This is a genomic window from Sungkyunkwania multivorans (genome assembly GCF_042675645.1).
In the GTDB taxonomy this organism is placed as follows: Bacteria; Bacteroidota; Bacteroidia; order Flavobacteriales; family Flavobacteriaceae; genus Sungkyunkwania; species Sungkyunkwania multivorans.
Genome location: NZ_JBHTJH010000004.1, coordinates 534,781 through 547,437 on the forward strand (window position 1 = coordinate 534,781; position 12,657 = coordinate 547,437).

At 41.2% G+C, this 12,657-nt stretch carries 13 protein-coding genes and 1 tRNA gene; 8 read left to right on the plus strand and 6 right to left on the minus strand.

Annotated features, from left to right (window positions below):
* Nucleotides 1-59: 59 nt before the first annotated feature.
* Together ACFQ1M_RS05325 and ACFQ1M_RS05330 are read right to left on the minus strand one after the other, a co-directional pair.
* Complete coding sequence (locus ACFQ1M_RS05325; protein ID WP_386404966.1) at nucleotides 60-437, minus strand: hypothetical protein; 378 nt, start codon at nucleotides 435-437, stop codon at nucleotides 60-62.
* A 37-nt stretch (nucleotides 438-474) separates the two neighbouring features.
* Nucleotides 475-999 carry a glutathione peroxidase gene (locus tag ACFQ1M_RS05330; RefSeq protein WP_386404969.1) on the minus strand — a complete coding sequence of 175 codons (525 nt, stop codon included), beginning with the start codon at nucleotides 997-999 and terminating at the stop codon, nucleotides 475-477.
* Nucleotides 1,000-1,158: 159 nt separating this feature from the next.
* On the opposite strand from ACFQ1M_RS05330, the gene ACFQ1M_RS05335 reads away from it, so the two are divergent.
* The 3 genes from ACFQ1M_RS05335 (at nucleotide 1,159) to ACFQ1M_RS05345 (ending at nucleotide 5,684) form a co-directional block, all read left to right on the plus strand.
* Nucleotides 1,159-1,701, plus strand: a complete 543-nt coding sequence (locus tag ACFQ1M_RS05335) for a fasciclin domain-containing protein (RefSeq protein WP_386404972.1) — start codon at nucleotides 1,159-1,161, stop codon at nucleotides 1,699-1,701.
* A 279-nt stretch (nucleotides 1,702-1,980) separates the two neighbouring features.
* The gene (locus ACFQ1M_RS05340) at nucleotides 1,981-3,384 is read left to right on the plus strand and encodes a family 43 glycosylhydrolase (protein WP_386404975.1); all 1,404 of its coding nucleotides are present in this window, start codon (nucleotides 1,981-1,983) and stop codon (nucleotides 3,382-3,384) included.
* Nucleotides 3,385-3,389: 5 nt separating this feature from the next.
* On the plus strand, nucleotides 3,390-5,684 hold the full coding sequence (locus ACFQ1M_RS05345; RefSeq protein ID WP_386404978.1) for a glycoside hydrolase family 3 N-terminal domain-containing protein: 2,295 nt from the start codon (nucleotides 3,390-3,392) through the stop codon (nucleotides 5,682-5,684).
* Between the two features lie 105 nt (nucleotides 5,685-5,789).
* Here ACFQ1M_RS05345 and ACFQ1M_RS05350 read toward each other — a convergent pair whose 3' ends face one another.
* Both ACFQ1M_RS05350 and ACFQ1M_RS05355 read right to left on the minus strand, forming a co-directional pair.
* Nucleotides 5,790-6,512: a hypothetical protein gene (locus ACFQ1M_RS05350; protein WP_386404981.1), complete on the minus strand. Its 723-nt coding sequence runs from the start codon at nucleotides 6,510-6,512 to the stop codon at nucleotides 5,790-5,792.
* Between the two features lie 587 nt (nucleotides 6,513-7,099).
* Nucleotides 7,100-7,184 (minus strand) — tRNA-Ser (locus ACFQ1M_RS05355).
* 392 nt (nucleotides 7,185-7,576) lie between these two features.
* On the opposite strand from ACFQ1M_RS05355, the gene ACFQ1M_RS05360 reads away from it, so the two are divergent.
* Nucleotides 7,577-8,329 carry a sulfite exporter TauE/SafE family protein gene (locus ACFQ1M_RS05360; RefSeq protein ID WP_386404984.1) on the plus strand — a complete coding sequence of 251 codons (753 nt, stop codon included), beginning with the start codon at nucleotides 7,577-7,579 and terminating at the stop codon, nucleotides 8,327-8,329.
* On the opposite strand, the gene ACFQ1M_RS05365 is transcribed toward ACFQ1M_RS05360, so the two are convergent.
* Both ACFQ1M_RS05365 and ACFQ1M_RS05370 read right to left on the minus strand, forming a co-directional pair.
* Nucleotides 8,326-8,598 (minus strand): acylphosphatase, encoded by a 273-nt coding sequence (locus ACFQ1M_RS05365; RefSeq protein WP_386404987.1) that lies wholly within the window; start codon nucleotides 8,596-8,598, stop codon nucleotides 8,326-8,328. The two genes, ACFQ1M_RS05360 and ACFQ1M_RS05365, sit on opposite strands and share 4 nt — an antisense overlap.
* 3 nt (nucleotides 8,599-8,601) lie before the next feature.
* The gene (locus ACFQ1M_RS05370) at nucleotides 8,602-8,991 is read right to left on the minus strand and encodes an acyl-CoA thioesterase (RefSeq protein WP_386404990.1); all 390 of its coding nucleotides are present in this window, start codon (nucleotides 8,989-8,991) and stop codon (nucleotides 8,602-8,604) included.
* Between the two features lie 129 nt (nucleotides 8,992-9,120).
* Here ACFQ1M_RS05370 and ACFQ1M_RS05375 point away from each other — a divergent pair, with 129 nt between their 5' ends.
* From ACFQ1M_RS05375 to ACFQ1M_RS05390, 4 genes are all read left to right on the plus strand, one after another.
* A complete protein-coding gene (locus ACFQ1M_RS05375) occupies nucleotides 9,121-9,750 on the plus strand; it encodes an NAD(P)H-dependent oxidoreductase (RefSeq protein ID WP_386404993.1) in 630 nt (209 codons plus the stop codon).
* A 68-nt stretch (nucleotides 9,751-9,818) separates the two neighbouring features.
* On the plus strand, nucleotides 9,819-10,265 hold the full coding sequence (locus ACFQ1M_RS05380) for a thioredoxin family protein (protein ID WP_386404996.1): 447 nt from the start codon (nucleotides 9,819-9,821) through the stop codon (nucleotides 10,263-10,265).
* A gap of 101 nt (nucleotides 10,266-10,366) precedes the next feature.
* Entirely contained in the window at nucleotides 10,367-11,575 is a 1,209-nt protein-coding gene (locus ACFQ1M_RS05385; RefSeq protein WP_386404999.1) for a DegT/DnrJ/EryC1/StrS family aminotransferase, read from the plus strand.
* 507 nt (nucleotides 11,576-12,082) lie between these two features.
* A complete protein-coding gene (locus ACFQ1M_RS05390; protein ID WP_386405002.1) occupies nucleotides 12,083-12,595 on the plus strand; it encodes a hypothetical protein in 513 nt (170 codons plus the stop codon).
* The last annotated feature ends 62 nt before the right edge of the window (nucleotides 12,596-12,657 follow it).

The following is a 12,657-nucleotide window of genomic DNA, read 5'->3' on the forward strand; positions in this document are numbered from 1 at the left end:
CTTAGATTAAAAAAGGTATCGTTGACAAACGGTACCTTTTCTTTTTAAGTGTAACCACGTTATAGAAGATTCAAAAAATGCAAAAGACTTAAGGCAAAAAGTAGCGTCCAAAGAATGGTTCTAAGCCAGTTTTTCCGAACAAGCTGAAGCAACATTTCGGTATTCGTTCTTCCCTTTGAGATAGCATTGTGGACAGGTACAAACATCAAAAAAGTAGATAACCATAATGCAGTGATCATTGTAATAGAGAGTGTAGCATAAATATCTGGTGAAAGGATATCAAACACGGCGACAGCAAGTTGAACCAGCATCAAAGGTGCCACAATAAAGGCAAATCTCTTGGTATATTGTCTGTGCCAAATGATCAGATTCTCTTTGCTGTAATAGAGAAAACTTGGGTAGATGATACGTTGCACTATCCAAATGAGTACCATCATACCAAAATCCACTAATAACCTAAGCAGCTCCAATACCTTAGAGATGTTTGGTGATCTTTGCGCTCAATGGATTGGTAAATGACAAGTAGTGATCGATCAGTTTACCATTTTCATCGACCAAGTACTTTTGAAAATTCCATTTGACGCTAGAGCTTTTTTTGCCATTCAGCTTTTTCGAGCTAAGCCATTGGTATAAGGGATGCTGATCTTTTCCTTTGACGTTGATCTTTTCCGTCAGTAAGAAAGTGACGCCAAAATTCTTTTCACAAAACGTTTTTATCTGCATCGCATCGCCCGGTTCTTGCTTCCCAAATTGGTTGCAAGGAGAACCAATGACCACCAGATCATCCGGATAACGGTCGCTTAGCTCCTGTAAATCCTTGTATTGTTTTGTAAAGCCACATTCCGAGGCCACATTTACAAACAGCATCTTCCTTCCTTTGTAATCGGACAAGTTGATCGAATTTCCACCTAGGTCATTGATAGAGATATCGAAGATCGAGGTCGTCTCATTGTTGGCGGTTACATTTGAAGCTACTTTTGCTGAGTCGAGTGTTTTCATGGCGATTTTTATTTTTAAGACGGTGGCCTGATAATTATGATCAGATAGAGACTATAAAGATACCTATTTTTTTGTTTATGTTTTTTAACAAACAATTAAACAAAATTAACAGCTTTAAAGCAAATCACCCGATATCTTTGTAAAAAAATCAAAATTGTTATGAAAAAGTTTATTCTATTATCATTGGCCACGAGCTTTGTTTTTGTGCTTTCGGCTTTCACTGGTCTTAATGACACAACCCTAAAAACAAATGAAGGTGATGGCACCATCGTCGCTGTTGCTGCTGGCAACGAGAACTTCTCTACTTTGGTAACTGCTGTTAAAACAGCCGGTCTGGTCGAAACGCTCAATGGCGATGGACCCTTTACCGTATTTGCACCAGTCAACGATGCCTTTGGGAAATTACCTGCCGGTACAGTTGAATCTTTATTGAAAGAAGAAAACAGGGAAACGCTAACGGCTATTTTAACGTATCATGTGGTCAAAGGCGAATTTAAGGCGGCAGATGTCCTTAAAGCGATCAAGTCAAACAAAGGAAAGTTTGAGATAACTACCGTACAAGGTGGGACACTCACCGCTTCTTTGAGTGGTTCAAATGTAATTTTAACCGATGCGAAAGGAAATACTTCCAAAGTGGTCATTACAGATGTCGATGCGTCCAACGGGATCATCCATGCCATTGATACTGTGGTGATGCCATAAGTTCTAAATAAACAGTATAAGTATAAGTAAGGACCTGTCTCCCACGAGGCGGGTTCTTCTTTTTAAAGAAATCTCAAAGTACTTCAGATTACTTTTTTGGATTCTTGCTATTGATGCTGGCGATGAGCATATTCGAATCTATATTCTCCTATTTTTAATTATGATCTTCAAGATTTTCATCATTTGGTTTTTTTCTACACCTAGTTTGTATTTCTAATTGCTGGTGATGTTTTAATTTATCCAAAATTTTCAAACCAACCAACCAACTACAAACATCTTATGGACATTTTGCGATATAATGACATAGAGAAACTTATGTCCGTGCCTAGTTGCCAACCGATTATGGGTGCCTTTTTGATCTTCATGCTATTTGTCTTTCCTACTTTTTCTCAAAATCCTATAGTTCCAAACAAAGGATTGAACGATCCTCATGTTCATATCTTCAGGGATACGGCCTATGTTTATGCTTCCCATGATCGCGCCGCGGATAACAAGGGCTTTATTATGGATGATTGGTGGGTATGGTCGTCGCCTGATCTGGTAAACTGGACCAAACGCAGTGTCTTAAAACCCGAAGACACCTATATCGGAAAGAAATTTCAAGGATGCTGGGCCACCGATGTTGGTGAAAAAGACGGAAAATATTACTGGTATTTCTCTGAACAGAATCGTCAAGCAGGTGTGGTGGTTGGGGATTCACCCATAGGGCCTTGGAGCGACCCTTTAGGAAAACCTTTATTATCTGAGGATCTGACCCCCACTCATGAATACGACATGGCTATTTTTGAGGATAATGGGAATCACTATATCATCTTTGGGGTATGGGATTTCTATATCGCCAAACTGAATTATGATATGATAAGTTTGGCAGAAAAGCCCAAAAAAATCATCATCAACAATCCGAGAGGCCCGTATAATCTGAATGGTGAGAATACCAAAATGCCGACAGACGACAAACCCTTTGTCCACAAATATAATAACACCTATTATCTCTCGTGGGGATGTTTCTATGCTACCTCACAGAATTTATATGGGCCTTATGATTACCGTGATACGGTGATAAAGGCTGATAGTTTTGTTGAAGGCCATGAAAGTCCCACATGGCCAAACGGTTTTCTTCAAGGACGACATGGCTCATTCTTTGAGTGGTATGATCAATGGTATTATGCATATTGTGATATAAGTAATACTGGGAATCGATATTTTAGGGACACCTTTATCAGCTATGTACATTATAAGGACAACGGAGAAATAGCCCCTATAAGAATCGATAGTGTTGGTGTGGGTCAATATAAGGCTGACGCTCCAAAAATTGAGGCCGAAGACTACTTTCGGGCAGAAGGTCTCGTGAAGAAAGAGATCCTGAATGGATTTGCCGTGCGAACAACTGCCAATAAAAGTTATTTGATGTTTCCAAACGTTCAAGGTCTTCAAAATTTTTCAAAAATAATTCTGAAGGTTAGGGCACCTCAAGGAGGAAGATTTTCTTTAGAAGTCCGTAAGGATGGGTTACAGGGAGTGCTTTTAGGTAAATCGCTCTTATCATTAGATGTACCGATGAGAGAATTTAAAGAGATAGCGATTCGTCTAGCCCCAATGGAAGAGAAGGAGGAACTATTCTTTCTCATAACAAAGCTTGGCACTAACGAATTAGAGATCGAGTCATTATCATTTTCAAAATAACAAGAATGAACAGTTTTTTCAAACCAATGATGAGTAGGGTCGTAATTTTTATATGCACCGTTTCCATGACGGTTTTTCTCAATTGCGAAAGATCAACTTTAGCTACCAACGACTATAAGAACACATCCTTGTCGATAGAAGAACGGGTGGAAGCTCTGTTGCCTCTGATGTCGATAGAGGAAAAAGTGGCACAAATGCGAATCTTTCATGCCAATATCGGCGTTGAGGCTGACCAAGAGGGAAACTTAAAACTTTCGGATAGGGTTGTCGAAAAACTAAAGTTGGGCATCGCGGGCATCAAAAACCCTGGAGAGCATCTCGACCCTGTCGCCGCTGCAAAACTCAATAATCAACTTCAAAACTACATTATCCAAAACAACCGATGGGGCATCCCAGCACTATTCGTGACCGAATCGTATAATGGCGTGGACGCAGCGGGCTGCACAAAATTTGGAAGACCGATCACTTCTGCAGCTTCTTTCAATCCAGCCTTGATCCATCGCATGTGGGATGTTGTTGGGAGAGAAGCGCGTCTTAGAGGGATGCACATGTGTCATTCTCCCGAGGCCGATATCGTTCGTGACCCTCGCTTTGGTAGAATGAGTGAAGCCTTTGGAGAGGACACCTATTTGACGACGGAAATGGTTGTCTCAGCGATCAAAGGGGTACAGGGTGACTATGATGGTCTTGGGAACGGCACGCATATCGGTGCCGTTGTGAAGCATTTTGCAGGGTATGGTCAAGTATTGGGCGGATCTAATTTCGCAGCGGTCGAAATTTCACCAAGAACGCTTGTAGATGAGATATTTCCACCGTTTGAAGCCGCAGTGAAAGAAGCCAAGACGCTTGGGGTAATGGCGTCACACGGTGATCTTAATGGCATTGCTAGTCATGGAAACCCCGACTTGCTTACTAGGGTGCTGCGTGAGGAATGGGGCTTTGAAGGCTATGTGGTCTCGGATGCCAATGATATCGGTCGTTTGTTCTATTTTATGAAAGTGGCCGAATCACCAGAGGCAGCTGCTCTGATGGGATTGAGGGCAGGTATTGATATTGACCTTTATGCAGAAGATGCTTACGCCTATCTGCCAGAGATGGCAAAAGAAGATCCCGAGATCGAAAAACTGATCGATCGATCGGTAAGACGCGTCCTGCGAATCAAATTTATTCTGGGTTTGTTCGATGATCCGTTTATCGATATTGCGGAAGTGGAAAATGGTATACGGCATCCATCATCACTGTCATTGGCAAAGGAAGCTGACCTAGAGTCGATCATTCTTTTGAAGAATGAACAAAACATCTTGCCCTTGAATAAAAGTAAGATCAACAGTATTGCGCTTTTAGGGCCAATTTTGGACAACGATACAAAAGATGCATTCGAGTCGGTAGCGGGGTCTAATATCAAGTTTATTGACGAAAAAGGTTTTCAGCTTACGGACGAGGACGACCGTGTTCCAAATTTATTGGAAAGAGATGGGAAGGCCCTCGACAAGATGGTGGCAATCGCTAAAAATACCGATGTTGCTATTTTGTTTCTCGGAGGTGATGAGCATACTTCTAAAGAAGCTTATTTTAATAGTGCTCTCGGCGATCGGGCAACGATAGAACCATTAGGCGCACAAAATGAATTGATCCAGCGAGTGAAGGCCTTGGGGAAACCAGTGGTCGTGGTTTTGAAACATCGCAGAACATTATCCATCAATGTGATATCAGAACTAGCAGATAGTATTTTGGATGTTTGGGATCTTAGCGAATTTGGAAATGAATCGGTAGCCCGAATTATCTTTGGAGAGGTGGCTCCATCTGGAAAATCACCGGTGACGATACCAAGATCGATAGGGCAACTACCCTTTCATTATAGTATGAAGGAGATCAACTATAAAAAAGGATATCTATTCCTAGAAGATGGACCGCTATATCCCTTTGGTCATGGTTTGAGCTATACCACTTTTGAGTATTCCAATTTGAAATTGTCCAGCGATCAAATTATATCGGATGGTGAGATCACTGTAAGTGTTACTGTAAAAAATACGGGAAAAACAAAGGCAAAAGAAGTGGTACAGCTGTATATCAAAGACGATATTGGGTCGGTTACCAGACCAGATAAGGAACTGAAGGCTTTTGAGAAGATCGAATTACAGGCTGGAGAACGTAAAGAAGTTTCTTTCAAGATAACGCCAGAGATGCTCTTGTTCACAGGGGTGAATATGGAAAAGGCCTTAGAGGCTGGTGACTATACCATATTAGTTGGTACCTCTTCAAAAGAAGGTATTACTGCAAAATTCAAACTGAACAAGTAAGATACTACGATTCTTTTGTAGCCGGATTGAACAAGAAGAACCCCCTCAATTTGCTCGAGGGGGGTTAAAACTTCTACTAATCATTGTTTGTCAAATAATAAAGAATTATGGGATTTCATGTCCCGGAGGGCAGCCTCCTTCATGTACATGCGGTTCATTACCGCCAGGACCATTTCCACAAGCGCCTTCACCTGAACCATTTCCTTGCGGGCTGGCAAAGAAACCCGAATAGGTAACGGTTTCGCTAATACCTACTGGTGTTCCATCATATTCAAAGCCTAAAGTAAGTCTTCCTCTGATGATATATTCAACCGTTCGGTTGGTACGATACTGCGATATTTGCGTTGTCGGTGTCCAAGAAAGACCAATAGAAGCTCCTGCGAGATAAGAGGTGGCGCTAAATTTAGAGGCATCGTTAACAATATTGCCATTACCAGTACAATAAGCATATCGAATGTCGGCTTCGATACGAGCTCCTAAGTTCAACCATGATGATTGCAGCACTAGGTTTTTTAAACCTTGCCGAACCGTCGGTGTTCTTGAAGTTGTCCCTGCATTTCCGTTTGATTCTATTGGAAAGACATTATCATCATGAAAGTGCCCCCCTTTTTTCATGATAGCTCTCATTTCATCGATGTAAGCGCGAGCCTCATCGAGGCTTTCAAATGAAGCTACTGTAGGACTCCCTTCATCCAAGATGATGAGGTCATTATTTTCAATGAATTTTTGCAATTCCACAGTGGCGTCCTCCTGGACATCATTTTCTTGGCAACCAAGCGCAACAAATAGAAACGCCATAGCCATTATTTTTAGTGAAGTTTTTTTCATAATTTTCGATTTAGTTAATTAGTGTTATTAGCCTGATTATTAGAAGAATCGAACTAAAATTACTAGAACCGGAGAGCAGAAAAAAGAAGTGCTACACCAGATTAATTAAAATGAGGAAGTACAAAATCGAAAAATACTTTAATGGTGTGTAGGAGTTCTTTTTCAACGTTAACAAGTCCAAGATTTCAATGATAGGACCAGGTCCTCAGAATAAAATCAATCCGTGCTTAAAATATACTTTTGGGCCAGCTGGCGCGCTAGTGATAGAATGAGATGCGTGGTTTGTCATTGGAGGGATTCACTTCACTTTGTTCGTGTTCCCCAATACCGTATAGTGCAAATGCAACTTCAATCCTTGACAGGATTGACACCTTAAAATCAAAAATCCCACTCAAGCAAACTTGGTGGGATTTTATCTTTAAGCTGCGTTAAAGTTGCGCTTGATCCCAGAGTAGGGATCCTAGGCAAGGATGAAACCCCCACGAACTTCGTTCGTTGGGTTTTGTGTTTCCTTCCGCCCCTTCGAAGTAAACTTCAGGGGCTCCAGAAAACACAAAACCCGCAACTCTCGTTGCGGGTTTCTTTTGCGGAGAAAGAGGGATTCGAACCCCCGGAGGTGTGACCCTCAACAGTTTTCAAGACTGCCGCATTCGACCACTCTGCCATTTCTCCTATGTCTTTTGGAGTCTTGGTTTTCAAGACTGCTCCCGAGTCCTCGGGAACCACGCTACCATTTCTCCATTTTTAACGTATCCGCCGCAAGAACCTATACTGTTCCGTAGGCGGGTGCAAATATAATACCCTTTTTTTATTCTATAAAACAAAATTGTAGGTTTTTTAAAAGTACAGCGTTTCTATCAAAGCGTGTTACGAAAGCGTATCTCAGAAAAGCGGCTCCGTGTTGGTTTGGGAAGGAGCCTCTTCTAAAATGCTATGAAAAAATGGATAGCAACTGAAAAAATCGCGTCAATGACATTGGATGATACATGTGTTTTAGTTTTATGTATCGGCAAGTCGTACACCGTTAAAAATATAGTATTTTCACACTGCAAAACAACTATTCTATGGAATTTTCATGGGAATATATCCTGCTTATCGCCGTAGGCACCGCGGCGGGCTTCATTAATACCTTGGCGGGAGGTGGGTCCTTACTTACGCTACCAACACTCATTTTTATGGGGCTACCGCCAGCTGTAGCGAATGGAACGAATAGAATCGCCATCCTGATTCAAACGTTCTTTGCAATAAGAGGTTTCAAAAGCAAAGGGGTATCGACTTTTCCCTTTAGCTTGTATGTCGCTGTCTCGGCATTGTTTGGCTCCATCTTAGGTGCAAAATTGGCAATAGATATCAAAGGGGAGACTTTCAATAAAATTTTGGCCGTTATCATGGTGCTGGTGGTTTTGATGATCGTCTTGAAGCCAAAGGCAAGTCTTGGGGACCTTGAGGAACGAATTACTGGTAAATACCGATGGATCTCTGTTTTCCTTTTCTTTTTTGTCGGGATCTATGGAGGTTTTATCCAAGCTGGAGTCGGGTTTTTTATGTTGCTGATCTTGCCGTTGGTAAATCGCTTGTCACTTGTTAAAAGTAATGCCACCAAAGTTTTCGTCGCTTTTATCTACACCATCGCTGCGGTAGTCGTCTTTGCCTTGGAGGATAAGATCAATTACAAGTTGGGATTGACCCTCGCTGTCGGAAATGCAACAGGTGCTTGGTTTGGCAGCCGTTGGTCTGTTGATAAGGGAGATAAGGCCATCAAGATATTCTTGGTGGTCATGGTCATGGCTTTGGCGGCAAAGCTATGGTTTTTCTAATGTGTTATGATGAATCGACTAAAATTTTTCAAGGCCGAGACTTCAAGAGTAACAGCATCCACTTCTGAGAGCGGTGATCCTTCGTCGCTAAGCCATAGGATGAGTTCTTCGAGTTTCTGTCGGCTTCCTTCAGCTTCAACATAGACACTGCCATCAACTTCGTTTCGAACAAATCCGGCAAGACCGAGTGAGAGCGCCTTCTCATAAGTGTATTTTCTAAACCAAACACCTTGAACCTTCCCCGTCACTTTGATATTGTAATGAAGCATCTATTAAATAATTGGTGTTGGCCGTTTGTGATCATCAATGGCGACATATGTAAATGTTCCCGATACGGCTAATTCTCTACCTTCTTCGTACATTTTTTCCATAAAAATATCCACATTCACAGCGCAACTTGTGCTACCGACGTGGGTCACCTTTGCGATGAGTTCTACCAATGTGCCTTGGGGTATAGGCTTTCCAAAATCTATCTTGTCGGTGCTAACGGTGACCACTTTCTTCCTGCTGAAGCGTGTAGCGCAAATAAATGAGACCTCGTCCATTAATTGAAGGGCCGTTCCACCAAAAAGAGTGTCGTAATGATTTGTGGTATTTGGAAATACCGCTTTGAAAATGCGAGTGGTCGATCGTTCTATTTTTTCCTCGATATCTTTTCTCATACAGCTATAAGCTAATTTTATGCTAAAGATAAGTTGCACGCAATCATTCTCGCTATTTTTGTAGTGTTTTTTGGCTATTGGGCGGTTGATTTTTCAATTAGAATCACAGCTCTAGAATGTACAACACATATGGGAATTATTCAAAGTTTGCAGTGGCGCTATGCCACAAAAAAGTTCGATAGTAAAAGGACACTTTCGAAGGAACAATTGGAAGTTCTAAAGAAAGCGTTCAATCTTACGGCCACCTCCTATGGCTTACAGCCTGTAAAGTTGGTCATAATAAATGACAAAGCACTTCAGAAGGAATTAGTGCTGCATTCGATGGGACAGCAACAGGTCGCCGATGCTTCTCATCTGCTTGTATTCTGTATAGAAGACACCATTGATGCGGACTATATCGGTAATTACTTCAGACGTGTAAAGGATATCCGCAAAACTCCAGATGAGATCCTTAGTCCTTTTGAAAACTTTCTGAAAAATGATTTTGAGACTAAGCAGGTAGATGATGTTCACAATTGGGCAAAGATGCAAGCTTATTTGGCAATGGGCAATTTGCTCACAGTTTGTGCCGTTGAACAAATAGATGCTTGTCCAATGGAAGGGTTCTTACCCGAAAAGTATGACCAATTGCTTAAGCTTCGCGAAATGGGGTTGCGTTCGGTCCTGGTGCTTCCAGTAGGCTTTAGAGCGCAGGATGATGTCTTTTCGGAGTTCAAGAAAGTTAGAAAAGAACTATCAGAAAGCGTCATTGAGCTTTAAGTGTTTTTTTGGCAAGATTATTGGACAAATCATTTCAAATTATATATTTGTCGAAATTGAGTCCCAAAATGAAAAAAATAATCAGCTTATTGGTAATTGTTGCAGCTTCTACCTTGATGACACAAGCTCAGGAGTTGCAATGGCATACTAACCTAGAAGAGGCGAAAGAGGTTGCGAAGGAAAATAAAAAGACGATCTTATTATATTTTACCGGAAGCGACTGGTGTGCCCCATGTAAGATGCTTAAAAAGGACTTTTGGAATTCTCAAGAGTTCCTTCGGATAGCAGATAACTTTGTGTTGGTAGAATTAGATGAGCCAAGGCGCATGGATATCATCTCGGATGAACAGCGGAAGTACAATCGTTCTGTCGCCAAAAAATATAACAAGCAAGGTTCGTACCCGTTAGTGGTAGCGATGAGCTATAAGGGTAAAGTTTTAGATGAACTTTCGGGATATAGCATGTTAAGGGATACAAGTCTGCATTTTGCACTGGTCAATCGGTTCGTAAAATAAGGTTGACTAAAAAATAGTAAGGTTCTCTGGCGCTTTTCTATATTTTTGTAGAGAAGCGTTTTTGTTTCATAATAGTTAGAATAATCAATAGTAAGTAACGTATGCCAGGATTTGAACTTTTTGGAGCGGAAGAAAGACAGCAGGTAAATGAAGTGTTGGACAGTGGTGTTCTGATGCGATACGGTTTTGACGGTATGCGAAATGGCCATTGGAAGGCTAGAGCGTTGGAAAATGCTATCAAAGCTCGTTTTCAGACAAAGCATGCACAATTGGTGTCCAGCGGAACCGCTGCTCTCACGGTTGCTTTGGCCGCTGCTGGTGTGGGAGCAGGGGATGAGGTGATCATGCCCACTTTTACTTTTGTGGCTAGTTTTGAATCTATCATAGCACTAGGGGCAGTACCTGTACTGGTCGATATAGACGACACTTTGACACTTTCTCCAAAGGCGGTGCGCGATGCCATTACCCCAAGGACCAAGGTAGTGATGCCAGTGCACATGTGTGGCAGCATGGCCGATTTAGGAGCGTTGAAGCATATTTGCGATCAACATCACCTGCTACTTCTCGAGGATGCCTGTCAGGCCATTGGTGGCACTTATGACGGAAAACCCTTAGGTTCATGCGGAGACCTGGGATGCTTCTCATTCGATTATGTCAAAACGATCACTTGTGGAGAAGGTGGGGGAATCATTACCAATAATGATACCTACGCCAAAAATGCGGACCATTATTCAGACCATGGACACGATCATATTGGAAACGATAGAGGCGCAGAGACCCATCCATTTTTGGGATATAACTTTCGTATTTCAGAATTGAATGCGGCGGTTGGTTGTGCCCAGATCAAAAAGTTGGATGACATACTAAAGATACAAGAGAAAAACTATGAGGTTTTGAAAGACAGTATAAGTACTGTCGAAGGAGTCTCTTTTAGAAGAATTCCGGAAGGCGGAAAAGAAAACTATTCATTTCTCAATTTTTTTCTTCCCACCGAAGAAACGGCAAGGCAAGCACATAAAGCGCTGACAGGAGCTGGAGTAGATGCTTGTTTTTATTGGTACGATAACAATTGGCATTATTATAGAAAGTGGGAACATCTTATGGCCCAGCACTCTTTGGGTAAATTGCCCAAGGAGGTAAAAGAAGGATTACAATATTTAGGAGAAGCTGATTTTTCGGCATCAGACCATTGGATGGGTCGCACCATCTCTTGCCTGATCAAATTGTCTTGGAGCGAGGACGAACTTAAAGAACGAGCATCAATGATGGAAGCGACCTTGAGCAAGGTATTAACATCAACGACTATTTAATGCAGTGCAAGTGATTCAGCATTGCAATGATATTCTTATGGGCATTATGAGAAACATAGAATTGTATAACGGAAAAGACCATCGAAATGATGGTCTTTTTTAATTCTATTGAAATCAGATAATGATTAATAACCCCCAAAAATCGAAGATCTAATTTCAAAAACTAGACTAACTTGCATTAGTAAAAACAATTCCAAGTAAGCGGAATGATTTGTGCTAAAGTATGGTGAAAGCCCCATAAATGCTAAGAAAACTTTGTGAACGCAAGAAAACTTTGTGAGTGTTATTTTTTGTTAATAAAAAGTTAATAGAGATAAATCTTTTTCTTACAAAAGGTGTATCGTCGATTTGATCATTGATAGAATTTAAAATACTGAATATCAGATAATTAGTATTTAGAAATAAAACAAATTACAATATTTAGGTATTAAAGTTTAAAAAAAGATTGCCAGATAAATGTTTGATACTATATTTGTCGTCGAAAAATTTTAACCTAAACACTTAAACATGAAAAAAGTTTTTTTAGTAGCTGTGGCAGCACTAGGTTTTGCATTCACAGCGCAAGCACAAGACGACGCTGCAGGCGGACAAACTGACAAAGGAAAGTGGTTGATCGAAGCGAACACTGGTTTTGGTGCAGCTCATCCAGCAGCAACGGGAATCCAGTTTGCTTCTTCAGATGGAGAGTCTACTTTCAATATTGGTTTGGAAGGTGGTTACTTTGTAATGGATGACCTAGCTGTTAAAGTTGGTCTTGGCTACAATGACGCTTTCGAATCTTTCTCTTACAAGATCGGTGCTAAGTACTACATCACTGGGATGATTCCAGTTCAGGTTGATTACAGCGGAGCTTCTTCTGATTTATTGGGAGATCTGAGCTTTGTCGGTCTTCAAGGAGGTTACGCGATCTTCCTAGGTGATAACGTAAGTGTTGAGCCAGGTCTTCGTTACAACCTTTCTTTAGAAGATGGTGTAGAAGATATTCTACAATTGAACATTGGTTTCGCACTTCACTTCTAAGAAACTGTAGCAGATAAATAAAGAAAACGGAAGCCAATGGCTTCCGTTTTTTTGTGTCAAAA